Genomic DNA, 25463 nt, shown 5'->3' with positions numbered 1-25463 from the left:
TTTGCTGTTTTTTGCTATCAGCCGCCGGCGCGGACAAAGCCGCCCAGCCCGGTTTGTTCCAGTAACATAGTGACCGCCTGGCGCACTTGCTGCGGCGAGCGGGCTACCAGCGCTTTCTGTAGCAGTCCGTCAAGATCCGCGGCCTTGCTGTGGCGAATGATCCAGCGGATGCGATCGATATTGTAACTGTTCATGCTCAGGGTGCGATAGCCCATCGCGATGAGCAAGAGCGCGCCGCCGGGTTCACCGGCCAGTTCGCCACAAATCGAAACCGGCTTATTGAGTTCACGGCAGCGATCAGCTATTTGCTGCAGCGCATGCAACACTGCCGGATGATAGGCATCATATAACCCGGCAACCCGCTGATTGTTGCGATCCACCGCCAGCATATACTGAGTTAAATCATTGGTGCCAACCGAGAAAAAATCAACCTTGTCGGCCACCGAGTGCAGCTGGTAAATCATCGCCGGCACTTCAATCATGACGCCGATCTTCGGCTCCTGCAGGCGTTGCTCGCCATCGGAGTTAAACTCTTCGGCCACCTCGTGGTAGGCCTGGCGCACCATGCGCGCTGATTCATCAACTTCTTCGGCGGTGGTGATCATCGGCAGCAGGATCTGCAGGTTGTTACGCCCCACCGAGGCACGCAGCATGGCGCGGATCTGTACCAGAAAGATCTCCGGATGATCCAGCGTCATACGGATGCCGCGCCAGCCCAGAAACGGGTTATCTTCCACAATCGGCAGATACGGCAGCGGTTTGTCGCCGCCCACATCCAGGGTGCGCATCACCACCGGACCAGCCGCGAACTGCTCGAGGATCTGACCGTAAAGTTCGACCTGCTCATCTTCGGTCGGCAGCCGGTCGCGGGCCATAAAGGTGAATTCGGTGCGGTACAGGCCCACCCCTTTTACGTCCAGTTCTTTCAGCCAGTCGCGCTCGGTATTCAGGCCCACATTCAGCTGCAGGTCGACTTTCACGCCATCGGTGGTTTCAACCGGCAGCCCGCGGGCACCCATCACTTTTTCGCGTAGTTCGAGTTCTTCTTCGGCCAGTTGCCGGTATTCGTTTTCGACCTGCAGCGGCGGATTGACAAACACATCGCCGTTGTAGCCGTCAACGATAAGGGTCTGACCGGCAATGTCGTTCAGATCAATGTCAGTGGCACCCAGTACCGCGGGAATACCCATGCTGCGCGCCATAATGGCGGCGTGGGAGTTGCCTGAGCCGCGCAGCGAAACCATGCCGATAATATCGGCGTGGGGCAGCTCGGCCAGCATGGTCGCGGTGACTTCCTCAGCGACCAGAATGCACTGCTCCGGGGTGCTGTGATGGCGCCGGTCACGTTCCTGCAGATAGGATAAAATGCGCTGGCCGAGATCGCGCACATCACTGGCGCGTTCGCGGATATATTCGTCATCAAGGTTCTCAAACTGATTAACCAGGTTCTCAACCACCTGCTTCAGCGCGGTCTGGGCACGCCAGCCCTGGTTAATGCTCTGTTCGACTTCCTGCCCCAGGTTGGTGGAATCGAGCATGGCGTGATAGACATCAAAAATCGCCAGGGTTTCCTGTGCCACCTGCCCCTGCATGCGCTCGCTCAGTTCGTTCAGTTCCTGCCGGGTGTGGGCGACGGCACTGCGAAAACGGCGGATTTCAAATTCGGGTTTATCGGTACGCTTGGGGGTGACGCTGCTGAGCCGCGCCGGTGGCTTGACCACATAGGCCTCACCGATACTGACCCCGGGCGCTGCCGGCAGGCCTTTTACGGTATGCAGCCAGGCGGATTGATTGGCAGTACGTAATAAGCCCTTGGCTTCAGCATGGGCAATGACCACCGCCAGCTGCGCCGCCAGGGTGACCACAAAGGCTTCTTCATCGCGGGTAAAGGCGCGGGCGCTCTCTTGCTGCACCGCCAGTACCCCCAGCACCCGCCGCTGGTGGATCACCGGCGCGGCCAGCATGGCGCAGTAGCGCTCTTCGTCTACCTGGGGCAGTTTCAGAAAACTGGGGTGTTCATAAGCATTGGCTAAATTCAGGGGTTCTTCACGGCGCGCAGCCAGGCTGATCACGCCTTCGCCGAACGGCACGTGAATGGGTTGGTCGGAAGTCACTTCCAGACCGTCAGTGGCTGCCAGCGCAAACTGCTTCTGGTCATGATCTGCGAGATAAACGGTACAGGAATCGGTATGCAGCGCTTCTTTTACCTGACGCACCATGGTTTTCAGCGCCAGCTCAAAGTCCGGCGCCTGATTCACAGCTTCGACAATGCGTTGCAGTACTCGCAGCATATTAGCGTTTCCGACGTGGGGGTCGCTGCCGCTTCGGATGCTTAGGCGGCTGCTGGCTCAAAGCCGGCATCACCACAGGCGCGAATTCTTTCATCACGCGCCGGTACACATCCCGTTTAAACGACACGACTTGTCGCACCGGATACCAGTAACTGACCCAACGCCAGTCATCAAATTCCGGGTGGCCTGAACACAGCACGTTAACGTCCTGTTCGTTGCAGGCAAGTCGCAGCAAAAACCACTTTTGTTTCTGACCAATACAGGTCGGTCGTTGTTCGCGTCGAACTAACCGTTTTGGCAAGCGATAGCGAAACCAGTTGCGACTGGTATAGACTATCTCAACTTGCTCGGGCTTCAGCCCGACTTCTTCATAGAGTTCCCGGTACATGGCTTGTTCGGCGGTTTCGCCATCATCAATGCCACCTTGGGGAAACTGCCAGCTATGTTGCCCAAATCGACGCGCCCAAAACACTTGTCCCTGATCGTTACAGATGATGATCCCGACATTGGCCCGGAATCCTTCTGCGTCTATCACGCGGGCATCCTCTTAAATTCGACTTCTGTCTGGGATTTTTCCATAATCAGGCTACTAATGAAAGGAGTTATTCATTTATATGACAAAGTTGCAAACCTTGTTCCACCGGGCCAGTGCGCTGGCAGGCCGGAGCTTTGCTGAGCTGGCGGCAGACCAGGGAATTAAGGTACCGGCGGATCTGCGCCGGCATAAAGGCTGGGTGGGCCAGTTGCTGGAAGGGGCGCTGGGCGCGGCGGCGGGCTCGCAGGCGCTGCAGGATTTCCCTGATCTGGGCGTCGAGCTCAAAACTATCCCGCTGGATGCGCGCGGCCGGCCGCTGGAAACCACCTTTGTCTGCACCGCACCGCTGACCCATGTGGATGATCTGAGCTGGGAAACCAGTAACGTACGTAACAAACTGCAATGCGTGCTGTGGATCCCCATTGACGGCCGCCGTGAGATCCCGCTGGCCGAACGCACCGTGGGCACCGCCTTTTTCTGGCAACCCAGTGAGCAACAGGAGTCGCAGCTGCAGCGCGACTGGCAGGAACATATGGATCGCATTGCCCTGGGCCAGGTGGAACAGATCACCGCCCATCAGGGTGACGTACTGCAACTGCGCCCCAAAGCCGCCAACGGCCGGGTCACTACCGACGCGATTGGCGAACAGGGGCAACTGATCAAAACCCTGCCACGGGGCTTCTACCTGAAGACAGGTTTTACCTGGCAGATTATCTGTGAGACCTTTCAGATGGAGCCGCAAGCCACTAGCCCCAAGGCAACTACCAAGGAGGCCGGATGACAGCACCCTTGCCTAAAGTCATGCATGCGATCAGCCCCGCCGCCCGCAAACACGGCGTCGGTTTTGCCCTGCTGGGCTTGTTTATTTTTGCGATCAGCATGTTCTTATGGCTGATTGACGCGCCCCTGCCAACCCCCGCCTGGGCGTTGCTGTGGATAATCAGCGCCGCACTGATTTTTCTCGGCTGGGCCAAGGTATTTGAACCTGAGATCAGCCTTAATATCACCCCCGGGCAAATCGAATACCTGCATCATCGTGGCACCTGGCAGCTGGACTGGGATAATGTGGTGCGGGTGGACTGTCCGCGCACCCACAAAGGTCTGGATGCCATCGAACTGCCCTATGTGGGATTTTGTCTGCGTGATATCGAACCCATACTCAAGAGCATCTCGCCGCGGCTGTCGACGCACCTCATCAGCGAGCAGCGCCATCTGCTGACCACAGCGCTGCGTCATGAGCGACCCGACATTCAAGACTACAGCCCCTACTTTGATATTCCTGATGCTTTTATCGCCCCCAGCGGTACCCGTTACACCGGTGTGCAGGCTTTGTTTGCCATTCGCTGTCGGCAGTTGCGCGAGCTGCTGGGGTACGAGCTGTATGTGCCTGAGAGCGCCCTTGACCGCCCGCTGGACGAGTTTATTCAGTGGCTGCGTCAACTACAGGCCAGTCGTAACGAACATTTGTAAACGTGCTACTATTGATTGATCGACAGTCGGACAGCAAAAGGATTAAAATCAGCGCATGCAAACACTAGGTTGGCGCGAATGGGGAGCTCTCCCCGATCTGGGCATTCCTGCCCTTAAAATGAAAGTTGATACTGGCGCACGCACCTCCTGCCTGCACGCATTCCGGCTGGAACCATTTGATAAAGATGGTGAAGACTGGCTGCGCATCTGGTTACACCCGGAGCAGGACAGCGATCGCGAACAGATTTGTGAGGCCCGCATTCATGATCAGCGGCCGGTCACGGATTCCGGCGGCCATACCGAACTGCGCTACGTGATTAAAAGTACCTTGCGGCTCGGTACCTTCAGCCAGCCGATAGAACTGACTCTGACCAACAGAGATACCATGAAATTTCGCATGTTATTAGGACGCCAGGCCATGCGTGGCCACTTTTTGGTTGATCCTGATGCATCCTATTTAATCGGCAAACCCGGAGCACCTTCATGAAAATTGCAATTTTGTCGCGTAATGCCAGGCTTTATTCGACCCGCCGTCTCATTGAAGCGGCCGAAGACCGGGGCCATGAAGTGGACGTGCTGGATCCGCTGCGCTGTTACATGAACATCAACGCCCGCGAATCCTCGATCCATATGAAAGGTAAGGGCCTGCCACAGTACGATGCGATTATTCCGCGCATCGGTGCTTCAATTACCTTCTTCGGTACCGCGGTACTGCGCCAGTTTGAGATGATTGGCACCTACCCGCTCAATGAGTCGGTCGCGATTTCGCGTAGCCGTGACAAATTGCGCTCACTGCAGTTGCTCAGCCGTAAAGGTATTGGCCTGCCCACCACTGGCTTTGCCAGCCAGCCGCAGGACATTCCGGATCTGATGGACATGGTTGGCGGTGCTCCGTTAGTGATTAAACTGCTGGAAGGCACCCAGGGCATCGGCGTGGTACTGGCAGAAACCCGTCAGGCCGCCGAAAGCGTTATCGAAGCCTTTATGGGGCTGAAATCGCACATCATGGTGCAGGAATATATTAAAGAAGCCGGTGGTGCTGATATCCGCTGCTTCGTGATTGGCGATAAAGTCATTGCCGCCATGAAGCGCCAGGCCAAAGCCGGCGAGTTTCGCTCCAACCTGCACCGTGGCGGCTCAGCCAGCCTGGTCAAACTGACCCCGGCCGAACGCGCCACTGCGGTAAAGGCCGCTAAAACCATGGGCCTGAACGTAGCGGGTGTGGATTTACTGCGCTCTAACCACGGCCCGCTGGTGATGGAAGTGAACTCCTCGCCGGGCCTGGAAGGTATTGAAAATGCCACGGACCGTGATGTTGCCTCACAGATCATTTCTTTTATCGAAAAAAACGCGAAACTGCATCGTACGCGCACTAAAGGTGGCAAAGGTTAACAGTGACGAATAAACCAACTAAACCCACTAAAAAACGTCCTTCGTTTAATCTTGCCGGGCAGAAAATCGCGCCCGGTTCGCGCCATAGCATTAAGGTGCCGGCAGCCCGTTTGTATAACGACACGCCGATGGATCTGCATGCTGAGGTGTTTCACGGGGTCAAGCCCGGGCCGACCCTGCTGGTGTGTGCTGCCATCCACGGCGATGAGCTGAACGGTATCGAAATCTGTCGCCGGCTGATGGGCCTGATTGACCCGCTGGAACTCAGTGGCACGGTGATTATTGTACCGGTGGTGAACGTGTTCGGCTTCATTCAGCAGTCGCGCTACCTGCCTGACCGGCGCGATCTGAACCGCTCATTCCCCGGCTCGGAGCGCGGCACCTTAGGTGGCCGGCTAGCGTTTTTGTTCAACGAGACGCTGGTGCAAAGCGCAACCCACATTATTGATTTGCATACCGGTGCGATTCACCGCGAGAATCTGCCACAGATCCGCGTCGACACCGACAGCCCCGAAGCGCTGGATATGGCCCATGCCTTTGGTTCGCCGGTGATTCTGCATTCCAAAGAGCGCGATGGCTCGCTGCGGGCGCTGGCAACGGATTTAGGCATTCCGCTGATTCTTTATGAAGCCGGCGAAGCACTGCGGTTTAATTATGCGGCCATTAAGTCGGGTGTTATTGGCGTGCAGAATGTGATGAAATCACTGAAAATGCTCAAAGGTCGCCGCACCCGGCGCAATCTGAAATCCGTGGTTGCCCTGCGCAGTGGCTGGATCCGTAATGAGTATGACGGACTGGTTATTCCGAAAGTAGAATTAGGCCAGAGTATCAATAAAGGCCAGGTTATTGCCCAGACGGTCAATCCGCAGGGCGAAGAGCTGCATCCGATCAAAAGCCCGTATCATGGTATTATTATCGGCATCAGCAAAATTCCCGTCGCCAACGAAGGTGAAGCCCTGTTTAATGTGGCTCAGTTTGATGGCGAAGGCATTGAGGAGGCGTCTGAAAACGTCGACTTATTCAGCGAATATTACGAGCGTAAACCCATTTAAATGAAACATTTACAGTCCCCCTCGCAGTTGATTCTGCGCCATAGTGAACGTTTCCAGCAACCGCTGTTGCTGGTCAATGCGCCCGATCCTGAGGTGGCCGCGGAGCTCCAGGTGGCCGGCACCTGGAACCTGCATGCCGGCTACCATCAGCGCTGGCAGCAGCAGTCAGAACAGCCCAGCCATTTTGGCGAAACCCCGCCGGCTACTGACGCTGAAGGCGCGCTGCTGTGGTTGCCAAAAGAAAAGCAACTGACGGATTATCTGCTGCGGGCGCTGGCCAGTATTTTACCGGCCAACGCGCCGGTCTGGCTGGTTGGCGATAACCGCAGCGGTATTAAGAGCATCCATAAGATCATGCCGGAGGCCTACGCGCCGGTGCAACGGGTTACCAGCGGTAATCACTCACTGTTGCTGTGCAGTGAACTGCGCGAGCCCAGCGACCAGTTCAGTGCCGACAGTTACCTGCATCAGTGCGAGCTTGAACAACCCGGCCATCCGCCGCTGCAGTTATTTAGTTTGCCCGGCGTGTTCGCCTTTCCCAGTATTGATAAAGGCAGCGAGATGCTGCTCAAGCATCTGCCGCGCTGGTCCCATGGCAATGTCCTGGATTTTGCCTGTGGCCACGGCGTGCTGGGGGCCTGGATCAACCGCGCGGCACCGGCGCTGGAAGTGACCTATCTGGACGTGAGCGCGATGGCACTGGCAGCCTGCCGCAAGACCCTGGCCGCCAACGACCTGACCGGCACCTTACTGGCCCATGACGGCCTGAGTCCGACTCTGAAAAAATATAAGTATATGGTCAGCCACCCGCCGTTTCATACCGGCCTGGCAACGGACTATAAAATCGGTCAGCAGTTTTTACGCGAAGCCCGTCAGCACCTGCAGCAAACCGGGGAACTCTGGCTGGTGGCGAACCGCTTTCTGCCGTGGCCCGAGCTTATTGTTGAGTCATTCGGGCATTGCGATAAGGTCGCCGAAGACAATCGTTTTGCGGTGTACCGCGCAGTGAATAAACCACCGGTAAAAATACGGGAGCGTAAACGTCGCTGATGGCCGGGTTCAGTTCTGTAAAACGTAATTTTTCGTGGCTACTGGTGCTGGTCAGCAGCGCTATGGTGCTGCTGGGCTGCATTGTGCACGGCGCCATGCAGATCCACGAAGTACGTGACCGCCTGCATAGTCAGGCGCAGAACATGACGCAACTGCTGATTGGCACCGCCAGCCGGCATCTGGTATTTAACAGCCCCGACGATTTGACCATTGCCCTGAGCCACCTCAACGCGGTGCCTTTTGTGCAGCATGTACATGTGTACCGCAAACAGTCCGAAACCAGTATCGGCCATTTCTTTGCCAGCTATAACCGCGAAGGCCTCGCGCCGATTCCCAGCCGTATTGACCGGATCCAGGGTATGCCCGATGGCGAGGTTGCAGTTACTGACCGCTACCTGGAAATTGCCCGGCCTATTTATATCGGCGAGCGGATTCGCGGCTATATCTATCTGCGCGGCTCGCGCGATGAACTCAACGCCGCCTGGACCGGTGTCATGCTGACCAGCTTTTTTATCGTGCTGGTGGCTGCCTTGCTGACCTGGCTGGTGTCGCTGCGGCTACGGTTGTTGTTTACCCGGCCCCTGGATGAGGCGGTGGACAGGATCCAGCAAATTGCGCGCGACAAAGATTACTCAATTCGACTGCCGGATACCCATCTGGAAGAACTTGACCGGCTGAGCACCGCATTTAATATGCTGCTGGGCCGGGTGCAACAGCATATCAACCGCCAGCAGCAGGCCGAGCAGCAAGCCAGTGAACTAAACACTGAGCTGGAGCGCCAGGTGAGCCAGCGCACCATGGCCCTCAAAGAATCGAATGAAGAATTACTGAAAACGCTGGAAACCGTCCACCAGTATCAAAGCCAGCTGGTTGAGGCCGAAAAAATGTCGTCGCTGGGTGACATGGTCGCCGGTATTGCCCATGAGATGAACACCCCGGTCGGACTGGTTATTACTTCAGCCTCGCTGCTGCAGGATAAATTACAGGTGATGCAGCAGAAATTCGAAGACCGCAAGGTCAGCAGTCAGGACTTCGAACGATTTCTGACTGCCTGCCGTGAAAACCTGCGGCTGATTAGTCGCAATACCGAACGTACCGCGGATCTTATCACCCGCTTCCGGCAGCTGGCGATGGACCAGTTTGCTGAAGATATCCGCAGTTTCAACGTCAATACCTTCTGCGAAGATGTCGTCAGCTCGCTCTACAGTCGCTTCCCGGAACTGAAAAATCATAAGCTGACGATGGACTGCGCACCGGATCTGACTGTCAGCAGCCACCCCGGCCCCATTCACCAGATCATTAATCAGCTGGTGCAGAACTCGTTGCAACACGCCTTCGAGGGACATGACAAAGGTCATATTGCGATCGCTATTGATTGTGCCGGGGAAAATACGTTACAACTAACCTACCAGGATGATGGTGTGGGTATTCCCGAAGATCTCGGGCGCCGTGCTTTTGACCCCTTTATTACCACCAAACGGGGTACTGGCGCCGCCGGGCTGGGTTTGCATCTGGTTTATAATCTGGTCACCCAGGTTCTGGACGGCCGGATCGACATGCGCAGTTCGCGCGAGGGTGGCACCACGTTCGTTATCCGGTTCCCGGCCCAGGGATGCGATAAACGGAACTAAATTCAGGTTAATTCGTCATAAAATACTGCACGAAATTCACCCATTAATTTTAAACCCATGCTACACTACCATTTATCACTATATTGCAACATATGTTAAGAGATACCGGAACACCCTATATGAGCGCCAGATTACTAATTGTCGAAGATGAAGTCGTAACCCGCAACACCCTGACGCGTCTGTTCCAGCAGGAAGGCTATGACGTGTTTGATGCCGCCGATGGGATGCAGATGCAACGCATCATGGCCCGTCAGCAGGTCGACCTGGTTATTATGGATGTCAACCTGCCGGGTAAAAGCGGTATAGAGCTGGCAGAAAGCTTGCGTGAAAACGAGAATATCGGTCTGATCTTTCTGACCGGCCGCGATGCTGAAGAAGATCGTTTACTGGCACTGGAACTGGGCGCCGACGATTATCTGATCAAACCTTATAATCCGAAAGAGCTGCTGATCCGGGTCCGTAACCTGTATCGCCGGATTGAAGCCATCAAAAGCCAGCAAAAAACCGTTGGCCATGACAGTGTGGTTTACGAATTCAATAACTGGCGTCTGGAAAGCGACAGCCGCTGCCTGTTTTCTCCTGAAGGGAAAATGTTCCGGTTACCGAAAAGTGAATACCGGGCCATGGAGCTGTTCCTGACCAATCCCGGCAAGATCCTGGACCGCGAAACCCTGGTGAAGAAAATGCTGGATCGTGAACTGCGTCCGGCTGATCGTACGGTAGACGTCGCGATTCGTCGTATTCGCCGTCACTTCGAGGCTTATTCTGATTCGCCGAATCTGATCACCACAATCCACGGTGAAGGCTATCGTTTTGTTGGTGATGTGACTATCCGCCACCTTGAACAGCCCTCGTTAAATACTCCGGGCGTTTAACCACCGTTTTAAATGAAGCTGGTGCAGGGGCAACTCAGTTGCCCACTGCTCCAGAATTTCACTTGCGTCATCCCAGTCCCAGCTTTCCCGCTCTAAGTATTCCATCCGTCTGGCCAGCTCTTTAAGGCCAATCGATCGGCAGGCACCTTTTATTTTATGAGCCTGACGTTTCGTTTCCGTATAGTCACGCTCGCCGATAACCCGCCGCATCAGATCTAAATAACCATCGATATTGTCAGCGAAGGTGTCGTACATTTCAGTCACCCCCTGGGCGCCCATCAGCTCGGCATATTGCTCCAGCAGTTTTTCATCCAGCATGTCGTCTGGCGGGGTATCTGAGATTGTATTTGTCATAAAAAGCTTCCTGAATAATGCGTTCCCTGTACTTTTTCGAACGGTACAATCGAAATTCTTTTGCCTACATATTGAACCCGATATGGCAAACTACCGTAATCGAGTTAATTCTTGTATACTAATGCCCCATTTTTGGGTAGTCGTCCTAATTTTTTAGTAACGCTTTGGAGCCGTATTTGATGCCAATAGCCACACCGACGTTAATGCCAGATATCGCCAATCAGACCCTTGCCCAAACTGAGGGCGCGCTGGACTGGGTTGGCATGAGTAACATTGAAATGCCGCTGGTTGTCGGAGCTGCCAACGAACCTGAACGCCCGGTCAGTGCGCGCATTGATGCTTTTGTGAATCTTACCGATCCCAAAGCCAAGGGCATTCATATGTCCCGGCTGTACCTGTTACTGGAAGATTTATCCAACAACGACGTACTCAATCACGACTCATTGCGCAAATTACTGCATGACTTTATTGATAGTCATGACGGTCTCGCCGACCAGGCCTATGTAAAATTCAGCTTTGATTACCATCTGCGCCGCAAAGCGCTGGTAAGCAAGAAGCCCGGCTGGAAAGCCTACCCTATAACTTTAGTCGGCCGCTATGATAACGGCAAGCTGGCATTGCAGCTAGGTGTCGATGTGCCTTATTCATCCACCTGTCCCTGCTCAGCGGCGCTGGCGCGGCAGCTGATTCAGGATGCCTTCGCCGGCCAGTTTGGTACCGATGCTGAAGTGGACGCCGAAACCGTGCACCGCTGGTTAGGCACTACTCAGGGCATCATAGCGACGCCCCACAGCCAGCGCTCGGTCGCTGAAGTCAAGGTTCTGCTTAGCGATGATCTCAACGAGCTGCCGATCATTCATCTGGTTGACGCCATTGAAGAAGCATTGCAAACCCCGGTTCAGGCTGCGGTCAAACGTGAAGATGAACAGGAATTCGCACGACTCAACGGCCAGAACCTGATGTTCTGTGAAGATGCGGCCCGCCGCCTGAAGTTCATGCTGAGCCACCAGTCGCAGTTTTTTGATTTCTGGATTCGGGTAAATCATTACGAATCGCTGCACGCCCACGATGCCGTGAGCATCGCTACCAAAGGCGTTCCCGGCGGCTTTCAGCCCTGATTAGTCGACCTATAATTGCGGCTGCTGTATACTGTGCGGCCGGATTTTCTTTGCGTTAGGTACTTATGGAATCAATAGATATAGTTGGCATCGGCAACGCGCTGGTCGACCAGGAATTTGAAGTTACTGACGACTTTCTGCTGCAGCATCAGATCGAAAAAGGCATGATGACGCTGATTGAAGATGCCGAGCAGGAAAAGCTGATTGCCGAACTGAGCCGCCGTGGCGAACTGAAGAAGCAATCCGGTGGCGGTTCCGCTGCCAATTCACTGGTTGGTTTCAGCCAGTTCGGGGGCAAAGCCTTCTACTGCTGCAAAGTTGCTGATGATGATGCCGGCGACTTTTACTGCAACGATCTGGAGCGGGTTGGCATCACCACCAATACCGGCAGCTGTAAGCATGAAGGCAAAACCGGCCGCTGTCTGGTGATGGTTACGCCGGACGCTGAACGGACCATGCGTACCTATCTGGGTATCACCGCTGATCTGTCGACCGATGAGCTCGATGAAGACGCCATTGCCCGTGCCGAGTATCTGTATATTGAAGGCTACCTGGTCACCTCGCCGATTGCCCTGCAGGCAATAGCCCGCGCCAAAGAAGTGGCGCGCGCAAATGGCACCAAAATCGCTATGACCTGCTCAGATCCTGCTATGGTTAAATACTTCCGGGACGGCATTGAAGCGATTCTGGAAGGCGGCGTCGACGTGATGTTCTGTAATCAGGAAGAAGCCCGTATTCTGACCGGCACCGACGATGTGCAGGAAGCCTTGCAGCAACTGCAGCAGCGCGCCGGGCTGGTTGCTATTACTTTGGGTAAAGATGGCGCCCTGCTGGGCGACGGCACCCGCCAGGTGGCGGTACCCGGTATCAAAGTGAAAGCGGTGGATACCAACGGCGCTGGTGATATGTTTGCCGGAGCCATGATGTTTGGTCTCACCCGTAATTATCCGCTGGCGGCCTGTGGCCTGCTAGCCAGCCATGCCGCGGCACAGATCGTCACTGAGTTCGGTCCGCGCTTAAGCGCCGATCAGCAGCAACAGTTGCTGATCCGTATGCAGCATGAGCCGGAATTTCAATTTTAAAAACGACACGCGAGGCGTATAGATGAACAAATCACAAGATTACAAAGTAGCCGATATCGGCCTGGCTGACTGGGGTCGCAAAGAAATTTATATTGCCGAATCTGAGATGCCGGCACTGATGACTATTCGCCGTAAATACGCTGACAGCAAGCCGCTGTCAGGCGCTAAAATCATCGGCTGTATTCACATGACCATCCAGACTGCGGTACTGATTGAAACCCTGCTGGAGTTGGGCGCGGAAGTGCGCTGGTCTTCGTGTAATATTTTCTCGACTCAGGATCACGCTGCCGCGGCGATGGCGGCTGCCGGGGTGCCGGTATTCGCCTGGAAAGGCGAAACCGAAGAAGAGTATGAATGGTGTCTGGAGCAGACTTGCCACAAAGACGGCGAGCTGTGGGATGCCAATATGATCCTCGACGACGGTGGCGATCTGACCCTGCTGATCCACGACAAATATCCACGAATGCTGGATAACGTGCATGGCATCACTGAAGAAACCACCACCGGTGTGCACCGCCTGCTGAAGATGCTGGAAAACGGCACCCTGCGCGTCCCTGCCATCAACGTCAACGACTCAGTCACTAAATCGAAGAACGACAACAAATACGGTTGCCGCCATTCCCTGAACGATGCCATCAAGCGTGGCACCGATCACCTGCTGTCGGGCAAAAAAGCCCTGGTTGTGGGTTACGGTGATGTGGGTAAAGGTTCCGCCGCAAGTTTGCGCCAGGAAGGCATGATCGTGAAGATCAGCGAGATTGACCCAATCTGTGCCATGCAGGCCTGTATGGACGGCTACGAAGTGGTGTCTCCTTATCGTAACGGTGTGAACACCAAGAGCGAAGAAGGCATCAACAAAGAGCTGCTGGGCACCATCGATCTGATCGTGACCACCACAGGTAACGTCAACGTCTGTGACCGTTACATGCTGGCAGCACTGAAGAAAACCGCCGTGGTTTGTAACATCGGCCACTTTGATAACGAAATCGACACCGCCTTTATGCGCAAGAACTGGCGCTGGGATGAAGTGAAGCCACAGGTACACAAAATTCACCGCAGCGACGATGAACACGATTACCTGCTGTTGCTGTCCGAAGGCCGCCTGGTGAACCTGGGTAACGCTACTGGTCACCCCAGCCGGATCATGGATGGCTCGTTTGCCAACCAGGTACTGGCGCAGATGCATCTGTTCCAGCAAGGTTACGCCAAGCTTGATAAAGCCGAGCAGATCGAACTGCTGCGGGTGGATGTATTACCTAAGCACCTGGATGAAGAAGTCGCCAAATATATGGTACAAGGGTTCGGCGGCGTCATTACCAAGCTGACCGAAGAACAGGCCGACTACATTGATGTCGCTGTTGAAGGACCATTTAAAACGGATGAATACCGCTACTGATTCGATTCACTACCGGGAACTTACGGCCGCTGACGAAGCGGCCGTAATTGTATTGGCAAACGAGGTACATGGTGCCAATTACCTTACCGGGACGAATTTTGCTGATTATCTGGAACGCGGCCAGCTCAATGGCGTGAACCTCAATTGGCTGGCCTTTGCCGGTGAGCAACTGGTGGGCGTACGCCTGACTTTCGCGCCCGGTAAATGGGATATCGATAGGTACTGCACACCGTCGGCCTGGCCGGTACCTGCTGAAGCCATGTGTTATTTTAAATGTGCTGCTGTTGATGCCAACATCCGCGGTGCCGGTATTGGCCGCAACCTGCTGGAACGATCCATAGGTGCTGCTAAGCAACTGGGTTGTCGTGCCGGTCTGGCCCATATCTGGATGGAAAGCCCCAACAACAGTGCCTTTTCGTATTTCAGCCGCTGCGGCGGTCAGCTGATCACAGAGCACCCCGGGCGCTGGTACGAGATTTCGGTAAACGACGGCTATCATTGTCTGGTCTGCGATGGCATCTGCCACTGTACCGCCGGCGAGATGATTCTTCCTTTCGATAACTATTAACCTCTCAGGTATCCCCATGTACGATCCGCTGCACGATGCTTGCCCTGGTCCCGGTCAACCGGCCGCGGCGAGTTATTGGCAGCAGCATAGCCAACCCGAGTGGCCGGTAACCCATACTGAATTACCTGAGCGCGCTGATGTGGTGGTGATTGGTGCCGGTTATACCGGCCTGAACGCGGCGCTGGAGCTGTCCGAGCGCTATCAGCAACAGGTGGTGGTGCTGGAGGCTAATCAGCCCGGCTGGGGCTGCTCTACGCGTAATGCCGGCTTTGCGATGCCGGGTACCGGCCGGCTGGGTTATGCCGGCTGGGCCGAACGCTTCAGTACCGACGTGGCGATGGGGATCCGGGCTGAATACCAGCAAGCCTTTGGCCGCCTTGAGCGCCATCTGCAGGCCTGCCCCGAACAGGCTCAGGTGCAACGCGGCGGCTATCTGAAAATCGCTCATAAAGCGGGTGCCGTAGCCGGCCTTTATCAGCAGTACCAGCAACTGCGGACCTTCGAGCCCGACACCCGCTGGCTTGAGCGCGACGAACTGCAGCAGCGGGTGCGCAGCCCGCAAGCTTTTGCGGCTATTCACTTTCCGCAAAGCTTTGGCATCAATCCGCTGCTGGTCGCTGCCAGCGTCGCCCGTCAGGCGGTGGCGGCCGGTAGCCGTTTGCTGGCGGATACGCCGGTGACCAGCTGGCAGCAGCAGGGTACTGAACAGGTATTGCAGACGCCGCGTGGCAGCATTCGCGCCGGTAAAGTGATTCTGGCAACCAACGGCTATACACCGAATCACCTGCACACCGCCGTACACGGCCGCAGCCTGCCGGTGCTCTCGAGTGTACTGGTAACCCGCCCGCTTACTGCCAGCGAGCTTGCTGCCACCGGCCTGAGCCCGGCGGAGCTGGTGATGGATACCCGCTTGCTGAAGTATTATTTCCGGCTGTTACCTGATGGCCGGCTGTTATTTGGCGGGCGCGGCGCTATTCATGGCAAGGATGCAAATAAACCACGTTATGCCCGGCATTTATTACAGGGCCTGGCGGCGACCTTTCCGCAACTGAGCGCGCTGGCCGCTGAGCAACCGGCCTATTTCTGGAGTGGCTGGATCAGTGTAGCGCTGGATGATTATCCGCGGATCTATTCGCCGGCGGCGGGCGTTTTTACCAGTATGGGTTACTGCGGTGCGGGCGTGACGTTCAGCCAGCTGGCGGGGGTGCGGGTGGCACAACTGGCGATGGGCGAGCAATTACCTGCCCTGCCGTTTTACCAGTCGCCGTTACCACGCTTTCCGTTGCCCGGGTTACGGCGGCTGGGCCAACAGGCTTACTATCAGTATGCCCGCTGGCGCACCGGCCTGTAAGCCAGGCTTATAAACCGAATACCACTTTCTCGCTGTTCAGCATGCGGCCAATCAGTCGCAGCAGCAACATCGAGACCGCGATGGTAAAGAGCCCGCTAATCAGCATCGGCAGCCACTGCAGGGTTTCGCCTTTGATAATATCGAGCAGCGCCTGATGCTGGCCGGTCAGCGGCAGGTAATAGAGGATTTGATTCTTCAGCCGCGAGAATTCCACTCCGAAAACTGCCAGCATGGGCACCATCAGCAAAAACGAGATGTAGGTCTGGGCTTCTTTGAAGCTTTTTGCCCGGAACGACACAAACAGCTGCAGCGCCGTGGCGAACAGCGCCAGTGGCGCCAGCAACACCATGATCAGCAGCAACATCGGCCACTCCAGCACCACGCTGATGCCAATATTATGCAGCGGCAGGAAGCGGAAGATAATGGGGATCAGGATCACGCTCAGAATGCCGCCAAAAATAGCGAAACAGCTGGCTGCCAGCGCCTTACCCCACACCAGTTGATGACTACTGAGCGGCTGCGATAACAGTAACTCCAGCGAGTTGCGTTCGCGTTCACCGGCGCTGATATCAATCGCCACGTTCATGCCCGAGAAGAACACCGACAGCAGCATAAAAATCAGCACACTGCCCATCAGAATGGCCGCTCTCGAACCTTTAGTCGCGGTGTCCTGCTTGACCAGATCAATGGCCGTGATCAGTTGTGGAGCCAGCCCGCGCATCTGCAGGCGGATGTAGCCCAGTTGACGACTATAACTGCTGACGGCCTGCTCTACGCGCCGGATTTCAGTACGCTGTTTCTGCGCCGAGAAGTCAGCCCGCAAAATCACTTCAGCTGGCTGCGCCGAGGCAATATGCTCATCCCAGTGACCGGCAATTTCCAGAATAATTGGCTGCTGGCCAGCGGGCCAGGGCTTGGTGCGCTCAACGATGCCTTGATCCTGCAGATGCTGGATTAGTGCCGGCGCATGTTCAGCGCCCTTGATGTCAATTTCAACATCGCTTTCGTCAGTCAGCTGGCTTATCAACACATAAAAAGCGACCGCCATCAGCAGCGGTCCGAAGAAGGCGTACGACATAGCCGCCATCACCGATCGTTTATCACGCAGCGCGTCTTTCAGTTCTTTGCGCCAGACTATGGAAATCGGATTACTCATGCGGCAATGCCCTCGTCGGTGCCAATTATTTTCACAAAGGCTTCTTCTAACGCCGTTTCGCCTGTGAGTTCACAGAGCTCTTCCGTGGTACCTTGTGCGGCAACCTTGCCTTTAGCAATAACAACCACCTGATCACATAAGGCAGCGACCTCCTGCATCACGTGGCTGGAAAACAAAATACTGGTGCCCTGCTGGCGTAGTTCGCGCAAGAGATCGCGCAATACCCGGGTGCTCATCACATCGAGCCCGCGGCTGGGTTCATCCAGTATCAGATGTTTGGGCTGATGGACAATGGCCTGGGCCAGTGCCACTTTCATCCGCTGGCCCTGGGAAAAGCCCTGGGCACGGCGGTCAGCGATGGCATCCATATCCAGGCGCTTGAGCACTTCGGCGACGGCTTGGTCCCGGTGTTCACCTTTCATGCCATGCAAGGTGGCAAAGTAGGCCACCTGCTCGCGCGCGGTCAGGCGCTCGTACAGCCCGAACTTATCAGGAAAGATCCCAATATGCCGCCGCGCCTGCAGCGGGTTCAGGTTAGCATCCACGCCATCAATCAGGGCCTGACCGCTGTCAGCGCGCAGCAGACCGTAAATGGTACGCAGGCAGGTGGTTTTGCCGGCGCCGTTGGGGCCGAGTAAGCCGGTGATCTGCCCTTCAGGAGCAGAAAAACTCAGACCGTCAAGGGCGATAACCTTGCTAAAGGTCTTATGCAGGGATTTGACTTCAATCATAGTGCGTTCCTCATAGCCCTTTGCCGTTACTGTTCAGGATAAAGGGGGCAGGTTGTTCGCGCTGCAGACAGGTCGCGTCCAGCGTACTGAAGTTCAGCGTATCGATAAAAGTCGCCGCCAGCTTATTGGCGCAGGTATGGCCGGCGATGGTGTGCGCACCATGGTTGGCGATCAGGTGGCGGCTATTGCTTAAGGTTGCGGCTGCCAGCTCGCCCCAGGCAGGCGGCGTGACAGGATCGGAGGCACCGGACAGTAATAGTGCCGGTATCTCGCTGACCACAGGGTCAAACCAACTGTCCGGGCGCTCAGCCTGAGGCCAGACCGAACACATTTCGACAAAAGCTTCGCCGGTGCGGCCACCGATAAAGTTATTCGCGGCATCGGCTTCAAGCAGTTCCGGGGTGGCCCGCGGCAGATCTTCACTGCACAGCACCGACAGGGTCAGCCCCATATACATCTGCGACTGCGCCAGGGTACTACCCAGCAGGCCAATCAGGGGGGTGTAATTTTCCGCGGCGGTCTGCTGGATGACAAAAGGCAGCATTTTTCGCGTCGAGGGATGGTACAGGCCCACCCGCATCACCGAGGTAAAACGTCCGGCGGTGATCAGAATCTCGATGGGCTGATTGCTCAGCGGATCCGGCACAGTCAGCGCTACCGGCTCCTGTTCAAGCCGGGCCACGGTCTCCAGATAAGTCTGCTCGAGCGCCGGAAAGGTTTGATCACAGCTTTGCTGCGCAGCGCAGTTAGCGAGCAGAATTTCAAATGAATCCGCGCCATGCTGGCCAAAGGGCCCCACCACCACCTGTGGCGGCGCGACCGCATCGAGTATCGCGCTGCGCACCGACGCCGGCGCTTCACGCATATAGACCAGACCGGCGCGGCTGCCGTAAGAACCGCCATACAGATTAACCTGAGGATAGCCCAGGGCCGCGCGAACCGCTTCAAAGTCACGGATGGCATTTACGGTATGATACTGGGTGAGATCCACCTGCGTATATTTGCTGGCGCAGTCGGATGCCATCTGTGCCAGTTCCACATCATCATCGGCCTTAACCAGCTCTTCGACATGATTCAGTTCACAACTCAGCGGATTGGATTTGCCGGTACCACGCTGGTCGATTAACAGGATATCGCGCTGCCGGCGGACATCTTTAAAGATGCGGTCGATCATGGGCGCCAGTTCGGTCGCCGCCTGACCCGGGCCGCCAGCCAGAATCAGTAATGGATCCGCGGCCTTACTTTCACTGATTGCCGGCAATACCGCAAAGTTAATGGCGATAGTACGGCCTTCGGGCTGGTCATAATTCTCTGGCACCTGCAACGAGCCACACTGAACGCGTTCTTCGATACCATCAAGGTAGCAACCTTCAAGTTGCGTCAGCCGGGCGTTTTGCGGCTCCGCCACCGCGGACGAGGCAAGTAACAGCAACAGACTGCCAGTAAACAGGCGGGTAAGGGGCATAGCTATCGGCTTCATAGGTTGTTATCCAAGTCTAACAATGGGCCATAGTGTACCGCGTAGAAAAGAGATTAAAAAGATGTAAACTGTAACGAAAAATTAAGTTACTTATTGCGTGAGTCTGGCCCGGAGCACCTGGCCGATAGGGTTATCGAGTAGCTGGTGCTGCCGCGCCCATTCGTAATCCCCCGAGGCCTGAATATCTTCTGGTTCAACGCTGGAGGCAATGTAGCGTCCGATATCGTAGGATTTATGGCGAAGCGCAAACTGAATCAAGGAACTATCGTTACAACGGACGCTGGAATAGATGTCGCGCATACGCAAGCGCTCAGCCCGTAGCTTGCTGCGCAGGCGATTGCTGTCGTTATCCCGCACATAGGTGCAGAATACCAGCGCAAGTTCATCCGTACCCGACAGCGCCTGGGCACTGACCGGTGTTATTGGTAGTAAGGTTCCAATAGCTGCAAGCAAAAGCATGCAACGGGCAACGAAGGGGGACATTAACCATCAACCTCGTTTGTTTAAATTAACGAAAGCAATGGTACAACTGCGGTTCCCTGCCCGCAACGGAATAAAATGTTACAAATGCCGGGCTGGTTACTTTTTCTTTACCTTTGTGCTAATCAATGCTGACGCTGATAGATTAATGCTTTGAATTTGTGCGGGTTTTTATCGTCAGCCGGGTACTCGGATGAGTCCAGCAACTGCCAGGCACCCTGCTTATGGTAGTCGGGGAAGTAGGTATCGCCGGGGGTGTCCAGGTCGATTTCGCTAACATACAACTTATCGGCCAGCGGCAAAAACTCAGCATAAATGTGACCACCACCGATAATCATCAGTTCATCAACGTCACCTGCTACTTTCATTGCCTGCTCAGGGCTGCTCACCCAGATCACGCCCTGATCGTCTTTGTAGGGTTGTTGGTACGAACGACTGAGAACAATATTGGTGCGGCCGGGCAGCGGCCGGCCGACGGATTCATAGGTCGTGCGACCCATGACCACCGGCTTACCCATAGTAATACGTTTGAAGTACTGCAGCTCGGCCGGCAGATGCCAGGGCATCTTGCCGTCCTTACCGATAACGCGATTTTTGGCCATAGCGGCAACCAGAGAAATAATCATATCTGCCTGTTTTCCTTTGCCGGACTATTTCTTGTAGACAACCTCGACATCATAATCATCTTCGTCGAAATCGTCATCATCGTCGTCATCTTCATCTTCAGACGCGGCCTCGCCCATCTGCTGGGTATGGTAATCATCCCATTTGAATTCAGCGCCGGCTTTGGCTTCTTCTTCCATCTCTTCCGGCGTCTGCTGGGGCTGCTGTTCGATGTAGGTCATGATCTCTTTACACAGCAGATCAGTGCCCTGCTTGCTGATCGCAGCAATCTGATACACCGGACCATCCCAGTTGAGGGCGGCTTTCACTTCCTCAATACGGGTGGCGATTTCTTCTTCGCTCAGCAAGTCGACTTTGTTAACCACCAGCCAGCGCGGCTTGGCCGCCAGTGCCGGATTGTATTTTTCCAGTTCCTGCACTATGGTCACCGCCTGCACCGCAGGGTCGCTATTATCATAAGGCGCCAGGTCAACCAGGTGCAATAACAAACGGCAACGCTCCAGGTGCTTCAGGAAGCGAATACCCAGACCAGCGCCTTCAGCGGCACCTTCAATCAGGCCGGGAATATCGGCAATGACGAAGCTGGCGTGCGGCACCGGTTGCACCACGCCCAGGTTTGGCACCAGGGTGGTAAACGGGTAGTCAGCAACTTTTGGCTTGGCCGCGGATACCGAACGGATAAAGGTTGATTTGCCGGCATTTGGCATACCCAGCAAGCCCACATCGGCCAACAGCATCAGTTCCATCTTCAGGTTACGGATTTCACCCGGTGTGCCGTCAGTTTTTTGCCGTGGCGCGCGGTTGGTACTGCTTTTAAAGCGGGTGTTGCCTAAACCGTGGAAGCCCCCTTTGGCCACCATGCGACGCATGCCATGACGGGTCAGATCGCCGATGACTTCGCCGGTTTCCACATCAGTGGCACGGGTGCCGACCGGCACTCTCAGTACGATATCGTCGCCGCGACGACCGGTACAGTTTTTACCCATACCGTTCTGCCCACGCTGGGCGCGGTGAATACGATCAAAACGATAGGTAATCAGGGTGTTTATGTTTTCGTCTGCTTCCAGATAAACGTCGCCACCATCACCACCATCGCCGCCATCGGGACCGCCTTTGGGGATATATTTTTCACGCCGGAAACCAACGCAGCCATTACCGCCGTCGCCTGCTTCAACGCGAATTTCGACTTCATCTACAAACTTCATGATTACCTACCTGCTTACATGAAAAAACCCCGTCACACCGGACGGGGTTTCTTATTCTTCGTTAGTGCGAAAACTGAGTTTTATTCAGTAACGATACTAACGTATTTGCGGCTTTTAGGACCTTTTTCCGCAAAAGAAACTTTACCATCGGTGAGGGCAAATAATGTGTGGTCACGGCCCAGGCCAACGTTGTCACCAGCGTGGAAACGAGTTCCGCGTTGACGAACGATGATGCTGCCTGCTAATACAGACTCACCACCAAAGCGTTTTACACCCAGACGTTTACTCTCTGAGTCACGACCGTTACGAGTTGAACCACCAGCTTTTTTGTGTGCCATGTGTCGTTACTCCTTCAATTAACCGTTAATGCCAGTGATTTTCACTTCGGTGAACCACTGACGATGACCTTGTTGCTTCATCGAGTGCTTACGACGACGGAACTTAATAATGTTCACTTTGTCGGCACGACCATGATTAACAATTTCCGCTTTAACAGAGCCACCAGAAACAAAAGGTGCGCCGATTTTCACGTCGTCACCGTTCGACACCATTAATACCTGGTCGAACTCAACCACTTCACCAGTGGCTTGCTCCAGCTTTTCCAGGCGGACGATTTGGCCTTCAGACACACGGTGCTGCTTACCGCCACTTTGGAATACTGCGTACATAGGTTTTCTCCGATTTGCCCGCTAGGGCAGCTTAATATTTAAATCAGGGCGCGAATTATAGGCGAATCGACAGCCCGAGTAAAGGGGTAGATCGCGATTGTAGCCCGTGGTTCTACCACGGGTAAAGGTTTGGTGCGAAGGTTCGGGTTTTACCCGTGGTAGAACCACGGGCTACCCAATTCGGTCCACGGCGATATCGGCGAGGGCGTGCAGGGCATCGCGGTATTGGCTGGCCGGCAGGGCCTGCAGCTGCTGCTGCGCCAGGCGGGCTTCGGCCAGCGCGCGCTCGCGGGTGTAATCGAGGGCGCCGGTGCGACGCATGGCGGTGAGAATGGTCTGCAGTTTATCGCGGCCATCACCCTCTTCGATGGCCTGGCGAATCAGCTGCTGCTCGGTGTCATCACCGTTCCACATCGCGTAGAGCAGCGGCAGCGTCGGCTTGCCTTCGGCCAGGTCATCACCAGCCTGCTTACCCATGGTTTCGCTGTCGGCAGTGTAGTCGAGCAAGTCATCAACCAGCTGAAAGGCCGTGCCCAGATGGCGACCATAAGCCGCCAGCGCTGCTTCCATCTGTTCCGGCTGGCCCGCCAGTACCGCACCCAGCTGGGTAGCGGCTTCAAATAACTTACCGGTTTTACCGTAAATCACATTAAAGTAGCTGCTTTCACTGGTATCAGGGTCATTGCAATTCATTAACTGCAATACTTCGCCTTCGGAAATCACATTGGTGGCATCTGCCAGAATGCGCATGACCTTGATCGAATCCAGGGTCACCATCAGCTGAAACGCGCGGGTATAGAGGAAATCCCCCACCAGCACGCTGGCTTCATTACCAAACACGGCATTGGCAGTTTCCTGCCCGCGCCTCATTTCTGACGCGTCCACCACATCATCGTGCAATAAGGTAGCAGTATGAATAAATTCAATGATGGTGGCTAAGGTGCGATGATCTTTACCATCATAGCCCGCCGCCCGCGCAGCAGTAACTGCCAGCAAGGGGCGCAGACGCTTACCGCCACTGTTGACGATATAAAGTCCAAGTTGATTGATCAGCGCGACATCAGACTGCAGTTGGGCAGCGATTAACTGGTTCACACCGGTCATATCGTCTGCCATCAGCGTATTGATTTCAGGTAACTTCATAACTACTTGCTGGCTGTGGACAGGAGCCTGAGATTGTACAGGAAAACGCACGCGAAAGGGTAGCGGATCGCTGCGGCTTTAATCATCCAGCGTATTTCCCCGGTGTAACAGCATGGCAATGACCGCACCGGCGGCGATCCCGGCCAGGTGCGCGGGCACCGCGATCTCGCTGCTGACCGGCACATAAAACAGGTCGTAGATGTTTTTACCGAGAATCGCCACCAGGATCAGCCAGCCCGAATACCTGCCAGCTAAAATGTCCCGGGTACTACCGTAAGCAAATAAACCATAGAGGGTGCCGGAGAAACCGGCGTAGTAAGTGATTTCAGGCTCACCGAGCAGATGCCCGAGACTGCTTATCAGCATCACCGGCAGCAGCCAGAGCCAGGTGCGCCAGTGTGGCAGGTATTCGATAAACAATAGCCACCAGAGCCAGAGCCCCAGCACATTGAGCCACAGATGAGGCTGATCAAAGTGAACCAGCTGCGCGCTCAATAGCCGCCACCATTGCCCCTGCTCCACCTGGTTGCGCTCAAACACCAGCACTTCAAACCAACCGGAAGCAATATAGAAGAGGCCGATCATCAGCAAGCTGAGAACGACTACGGGGACTAATTTAGCTCTGTTCAGCGGCAGCCTGGACTTGCCGGTGAACGTACTGACCAGAGACATCTGAATTTATGGCTCCACCAAAGAAAAACGCCGGGATGATGCTTATCATCACTCCCGGCGCTTAGCAGGTCAACCTTTAATTAACGGATAGGTTCCTGTTATTTAACAAAGTCCACGCCAGTCTGAATATCTTTCTTCAGGCCGTCGAGCATATCCGCTTTGGCTTTTTCTTCTTTGCCGCTCAGTTTGCCATACGACAGGATTTCTTCCACGCCGTTTGGACCAAGGCGTACGGGCTGGGCAAAGAATTTCGCATCGCTGCCATCGCCTTCAACATAAGTACATTCAACGACGCTGGTGTCGCCCTGCAGGCCACGCACCAGTGACAGACAGAAACGCGCTGCGGCCTGCCCCATAGATAAGGTCGCAGAGCCGCCACCGGCTTTGGCTTCAACCACTTCAGTACCGGCATTCTGGATACGATGGGTCAGGTTTTCGATTTCTTCGTCAGATAAGGTCACGCCTTCAACCTGCGACAGTAATGGCAGAATGGTGGTGCCGCTGTGGCCGCCAATTACTTTCACATCAACATTGGCCGGGTCCATCGAGCGCAGTTCTGCGATAAAGGTTTCTGAGCGGATCACATCCAGCGTGGTTACGCCGAATAATTTACGCTTGTTGTAAACGCCTTTTTTCTTCAGCACTTCAGCAGCGATTGGCACCGTGGTGTTGACCGGGTTGGTGATCACACCGATACAGGCATCCGGGCAATTATCAGCAATGGCTTCAATCAGGTCGGCGATGATACCGGCATTGATATTGAACAGATCTGAACGGTCCATACCGGGCTTACGCGGCACACCGGCAGGAATCAGGACGACATCAGCGCCAACCAGTGCCGGTGCCAGGTCTTCTTTACCATAGCCTTTCACACTGACTGCAGTCGGGATGTGGCTGAGATCAACAGCAACACCTGGTACTACCGGCGCGACATCATACAGCGCCAGGTCAGAGCCAGCAGGTAATTGGGTTTTTAAAAGCAGTGACAGTGCTTGGCCGATACCGCCAGCGGCACCTAATACAGTAACTTTCATCTCAGACTCCATCCAGTTTATATGAGGAAATTGCAGGTCGAAAACTTTACTCCAATCAGGCCCGAATTACAACCGAGACCCCCGTGGCTAGGCGCTGGAAAACAA

At 55.2% G+C, this 25463-nt stretch carries 27 protein-coding genes; 13 read left to right on the top strand and 14 right to left on the bottom strand.

Annotated elements, in window-relative coordinates:
• Positions 1–17: 17 nt before the first annotated feature.
• Both ptsP and rppH read right to left on the bottom strand, forming a co-directional pair.
• The gene (gene ptsP, locus IDSA_RS00770) at positions 18–2291 is read right to left on the bottom strand and encodes a phosphoenolpyruvate--protein phosphotransferase (RefSeq protein ID WP_034773529.1); all 2274 of its coding nucleotides are present in this window, start codon (positions 2289–2291) and stop codon (positions 18–20) included.
• 1 nt (position 2292) lies between these two features.
• On the bottom strand, positions 2293–2826 hold the full coding sequence (gene rppH, locus IDSA_RS00765) for an RNA pyrophosphohydrolase (protein ID WP_034773526.1): 534 nt from the start codon (positions 2824–2826) through the stop codon (positions 2293–2295).
• A gap of 79 nt (positions 2827–2905) precedes the next feature.
• Between rppH and mutH the strand changes: the two genes are divergently transcribed.
• The 8 genes from mutH (at position 2906) to arcA (ending at position 10296) form a co-directional block, all read left to right on the top strand.
• On the top strand, positions 2906–3607 hold the full coding sequence (gene mutH / locus IDSA_RS00760; protein WP_051985970.1) for a DNA mismatch repair endonuclease MutH: 702 nt from the start codon (positions 2906–2908) through the stop codon (positions 3605–3607).
• Positions 3604–4296: a DUF2982 domain-containing protein gene (locus tag IDSA_RS00755; RefSeq protein WP_051985969.1), complete on the top strand. Its 693-nt coding sequence runs from the start codon at positions 3604–3606 to the stop codon at positions 4294–4296. Before mutH ends, IDSA_RS00755 begins: the two co-directional genes overlap by 4 nt.
• A gap of 55 nt (positions 4297–4351) precedes the next feature.
• Positions 4352–4783: an ATP-dependent zinc protease family protein gene (locus IDSA_RS00750; protein WP_034773523.1), complete on the top strand. Its 432-nt coding sequence runs from the start codon at positions 4352–4354 to the stop codon at positions 4781–4783.
• Positions 4780–5688, top strand: a complete 909-nt coding sequence (rimK, locus tag IDSA_RS00745; RefSeq protein WP_034773520.1) for a 30S ribosomal protein S6--L-glutamate ligase — start codon at positions 4780–4782, stop codon at positions 5686–5688. Before IDSA_RS00750 ends, rimK begins: the two co-directional genes overlap by 4 nt.
• Positions 5689–5690: 2 nt before the next feature.
• On the top strand, positions 5691–6740 hold the full coding sequence (locus IDSA_RS00740) for a succinylglutamate desuccinylase/aspartoacylase family protein (protein ID WP_034773517.1): 1050 nt from the start codon (positions 5691–5693) through the stop codon (positions 6738–6740).
• Complete coding sequence (locus IDSA_RS00735; RefSeq protein WP_034773515.1) at positions 6741–7790, top strand: class I SAM-dependent methyltransferase; 1050 nt, start codon at positions 6741–6743, stop codon at positions 7788–7790.
• Positions 7790–9421 (top strand): HAMP domain-containing sensor histidine kinase, encoded by a 1632-nt coding sequence (locus IDSA_RS00730; RefSeq protein ID WP_034773513.1) that lies wholly within the window; start codon positions 7790–7792, stop codon positions 9419–9421. Before IDSA_RS00735 ends, IDSA_RS00730 begins: the two co-directional genes overlap by 1 nt.
• A gap of 119 nt (positions 9422–9540) precedes the next feature.
• Positions 9541–10296 carry a two-component system response regulator ArcA gene (gene arcA, locus IDSA_RS00725; protein WP_051985968.1) on the top strand — a complete coding sequence of 252 codons (756 nt, stop codon included), beginning with the start codon at positions 9541–9543 and terminating at the stop codon, positions 10294–10296.
• Here the strand turns inward: arcA and IDSA_RS00720 are convergent.
• On the bottom strand, positions 10276–10650 hold the full coding sequence (locus IDSA_RS00720) for an Hpt domain-containing protein (protein WP_034773510.1): 375 nt from the start codon (positions 10648–10650) through the stop codon (positions 10276–10278). The genes arcA and IDSA_RS00720 overlap by 21 nt on opposite strands.
• 179 nt (positions 10651–10829) lie before the next feature.
• Between IDSA_RS00720 and folE2 the strand changes: the two genes are divergently transcribed.
• The 5 genes from folE2 to IDSA_RS00695 all read left to right on the top strand — a co-directional run bounded on the left by folE2 (position 10830) and on the right by IDSA_RS00695 (position 16165).
• Positions 10830–11768, top strand: coding sequence for a GTP cyclohydrolase FolE2 (folE2, locus tag IDSA_RS00715; protein ID WP_034773508.1), 939 nt, complete (start codon positions 10830–10832; stop codon positions 11766–11768).
• A gap of 65 nt (positions 11769–11833) precedes the next feature.
• Positions 11834–12850, top strand: coding sequence for an adenosine kinase (locus IDSA_RS00710; RefSeq protein WP_034773506.1), 1017 nt, complete (start codon positions 11834–11836; stop codon positions 12848–12850).
• Positions 12851–12872: 22 nt separating this feature from the next.
• Positions 12873–14246, top strand: coding sequence for an adenosylhomocysteinase (gene ahcY / locus IDSA_RS00705; protein ID WP_034773504.1), 1374 nt, complete (start codon positions 12873–12875; stop codon positions 14244–14246).
• Complete coding sequence (locus IDSA_RS00700) at positions 14230–14814, top strand: GNAT family N-acetyltransferase (protein WP_034773502.1); 585 nt, start codon at positions 14230–14232, stop codon at positions 14812–14814. The genes ahcY and IDSA_RS00700 overlap by 17 nt, the downstream gene beginning before the upstream one ends.
• A gap of 16 nt (positions 14815–14830) precedes the next feature.
• Positions 14831–16165: an NAD(P)/FAD-dependent oxidoreductase gene (locus IDSA_RS00695; protein WP_034773500.1), complete on the top strand. Its 1335-nt coding sequence runs from the start codon at positions 14831–14833 to the stop codon at positions 16163–16165.
• Positions 16166–16172: 7 nt separating this feature from the next.
• Here the strand turns inward: IDSA_RS00695 and IDSA_RS00690 are convergent, their stop codons facing one another.
• From IDSA_RS00690 to mdh, 11 genes are all read right to left on the bottom strand, one after another.
• A complete protein-coding gene (locus IDSA_RS00690) occupies positions 16173–17321 on the bottom strand; it encodes an ABC transporter permease (RefSeq protein ID WP_034773498.1) in 1149 nt (382 codons plus the stop codon).
• On the bottom strand, positions 17318–18052 hold the full coding sequence (locus IDSA_RS00685; RefSeq protein ID WP_034773495.1) for an ABC transporter ATP-binding protein: 735 nt from the start codon (positions 18050–18052) through the stop codon (positions 17318–17320). Before IDSA_RS00685 ends, IDSA_RS00690 begins: the two co-directional genes overlap by 4 nt.
• Positions 18053–18062: 10 nt before the next feature.
• Complete coding sequence (locus IDSA_RS00680) at positions 18063–19532, bottom strand: alpha/beta hydrolase (RefSeq protein WP_084693993.1); 1470 nt, start codon at positions 19530–19532, stop codon at positions 18063–18065.
• A 90-nt stretch (positions 19533–19622) separates the two neighbouring features.
• A complete protein-coding gene (locus tag IDSA_RS00675; RefSeq protein ID WP_084693992.1) occupies positions 19623–20015 on the bottom strand; it encodes a DUF3718 domain-containing protein in 393 nt (130 codons plus the stop codon).
• Between the two features lie 122 nt (positions 20016–20137).
• Complete coding sequence (gene folA / locus IDSA_RS00670) at positions 20138–20638, bottom strand: type 3 dihydrofolate reductase (protein ID WP_034773491.1); 501 nt, start codon at positions 20636–20638, stop codon at positions 20138–20140.
• Between the two features lie 24 nt (positions 20639–20662).
• Positions 20663–21841: an Obg family GTPase CgtA gene (gene cgtA, locus IDSA_RS00665; RefSeq protein WP_034773489.1), complete on the bottom strand. Its 1179-nt coding sequence runs from the start codon at positions 21839–21841 to the stop codon at positions 20663–20665.
• An 80-nt stretch (positions 21842–21921) separates the two neighbouring features.
• A complete protein-coding gene (rpmA, locus tag IDSA_RS00660; RefSeq protein ID WP_034773487.1) occupies positions 21922–22179 on the bottom strand; it encodes a 50S ribosomal protein L27 in 258 nt (85 codons plus the stop codon).
• Positions 22180–22197: 18 nt separating this feature from the next.
• Positions 22198–22509, bottom strand: a complete 312-nt coding sequence (rplU, locus tag IDSA_RS00655; protein ID WP_034773485.1) for a 50S ribosomal protein L21 — start codon at positions 22507–22509, stop codon at positions 22198–22200.
• A 171-nt stretch (positions 22510–22680) separates the two neighbouring features.
• Entirely contained in the window at positions 22681–23652 is a 972-nt protein-coding gene (ispB, locus tag IDSA_RS00650) for an octaprenyl diphosphate synthase (RefSeq protein ID WP_034773483.1), read from the bottom strand.
• A gap of 78 nt (positions 23653–23730) precedes the next feature.
• On the bottom strand, positions 23731–24324 hold the full coding sequence (gene rrtA / locus IDSA_RS00645; RefSeq protein WP_034773481.1) for a rhombosortase: 594 nt from the start codon (positions 24322–24324) through the stop codon (positions 23731–23733).
• Between the two features lie 98 nt (positions 24325–24422).
• A complete protein-coding gene (mdh, locus tag IDSA_RS00640; RefSeq protein ID WP_034773480.1) occupies positions 24423–25358 on the bottom strand; it encodes a malate dehydrogenase in 936 nt (311 codons plus the stop codon).
• Positions 25359–25463: the final 105 nt, after the last annotated feature.

This window comes from Pseudidiomarina salinarum, assembly GCF_000753715.1.
Classification (GTDB): Bacteria; Pseudomonadota; Gammaproteobacteria; order Enterobacterales; family Alteromonadaceae; genus Pseudidiomarina; species Pseudidiomarina salinarum.
This window is presented reverse-complemented; position numbering and strand designations above follow the sequence as displayed.

Coding starts and splice junctions, on each gene's coding strand:
- IDSA_RS00750 (WP_034773523.1), top strand. CDS start 4,352: ATGCAAACACTAGGTTGGCGCGAATGGGGAGCTCTCCCCGATCTGGGC.
- arcA (WP_051985968.1), top strand. CDS start 9,541: ATGAGCGCCAGATTACTAATTGTCGAAGATGAAGTCGTAACCCGCAAC.
- mutH (WP_051985970.1), top strand. CDS start 2,906: ATGACAAAGTTGCAAACCTTGTTCCACCGGGCCAGTGCGCTGGCAGGC.
- rrtA (WP_034773481.1), bottom strand. CDS start 24,324: ATGTCTCTGGTCAGTACGTTCACCGGCAAGTCCAGGCTGCCGCTGAAC.
- mdh (WP_034773480.1), bottom strand. CDS start 25,358: ATGAAAGTTACTGTATTAGGTGCCGCTGGCGGTATCGGCCAAGCACTG.
- rpmA (WP_034773487.1), bottom strand. CDS start 22,179: ATGGCACACAAAAAAGCTGGTGGTTCAACTCGTAACGGTCGTGACTCA.
- IDSA_RS00710 (WP_034773506.1), top strand. CDS start 11,834: ATGGAATCAATAGATATAGTTGGCATCGGCAACGCGCTGGTCGACCAG.
- IDSA_RS00730 (WP_034773513.1), top strand. CDS start 7,790: ATGGCCGGGTTCAGTTCTGTAAAACGTAATTTTTCGTGGCTACTGGTG.
- rplU (WP_034773485.1), bottom strand. CDS start 22,509: ATGTACGCAGTATTCCAAAGTGGCGGTAAGCAGCACCGTGTGTCTGAA.
- IDSA_RS00695 (WP_034773500.1), top strand. CDS start 14,831: ATGTACGATCCGCTGCACGATGCTTGCCCTGGTCCCGGTCAACCGGCC.
- IDSA_RS00680 (WP_084693993.1), bottom strand. CDS start 19,532: ATGAAGCCGATAGCTATGCCCCTTACCCGCCTGTTTACTGGCAGTCTG.
- IDSA_RS00720 (WP_034773510.1), bottom strand. CDS start 10,650: ATGACAAATACAATCTCAGATACCCCGCCAGACGACATGCTGGATGAA.
- ptsP (WP_034773529.1), bottom strand. CDS start 2,291: ATGCTGCGAGTACTGCAACGCATTGTCGAAGCTGTGAATCAGGCGCCG.
- IDSA_RS00675 (WP_084693992.1), bottom strand. CDS start 20,015: ATGTCCCCCTTCGTTGCCCGTTGCATGCTTTTGCTTGCAGCTATTGGA.
- folE2 (WP_034773508.1), top strand. CDS start 10,830: ATGCCAATAGCCACACCGACGTTAATGCCAGATATCGCCAATCAGACC.
- IDSA_RS00685 (WP_034773495.1), bottom strand. CDS start 18,052: ATGATTGAAGTCAAATCCCTGCATAAGACCTTTAGCAAGGTTATCGCC.
- IDSA_RS00690 (WP_034773498.1), bottom strand. CDS start 17,321: ATGAGTAATCCGATTTCCATAGTCTGGCGCAAAGAACTGAAAGACGCG.
- IDSA_RS00735 (WP_034773515.1), top strand. CDS start 6,741: ATGAAACATTTACAGTCCCCCTCGCAGTTGATTCTGCGCCATAGTGAA.
- IDSA_RS00700 (WP_034773502.1), top strand. CDS start 14,230: ATGAATACCGCTACTGATTCGATTCACTACCGGGAACTTACGGCCGCT.
- cgtA (WP_034773489.1), bottom strand. CDS start 21,841: ATGAAGTTTGTAGATGAAGTCGAAATTCGCGTTGAAGCAGGCGACGGC.
- ahcY (WP_034773504.1), top strand. CDS start 12,873: ATGAACAAATCACAAGATTACAAAGTAGCCGATATCGGCCTGGCTGAC.
- folA (WP_034773491.1), bottom strand. CDS start 20,638: ATGATTATTTCTCTGGTTGCCGCTATGGCCAAAAATCGCGTTATCGGT.
- ispB (WP_034773483.1), bottom strand. CDS start 23,652: ATGAAGTTACCTGAAATCAATACGCTGATGGCAGACGATATGACCGGT.
- IDSA_RS00755 (WP_051985969.1), top strand. CDS start 3,604: ATGACAGCACCCTTGCCTAAAGTCATGCATGCGATCAGCCCCGCCGCC.
- rimK (WP_034773520.1), top strand. CDS start 4,780: ATGAAAATTGCAATTTTGTCGCGTAATGCCAGGCTTTATTCGACCCGC.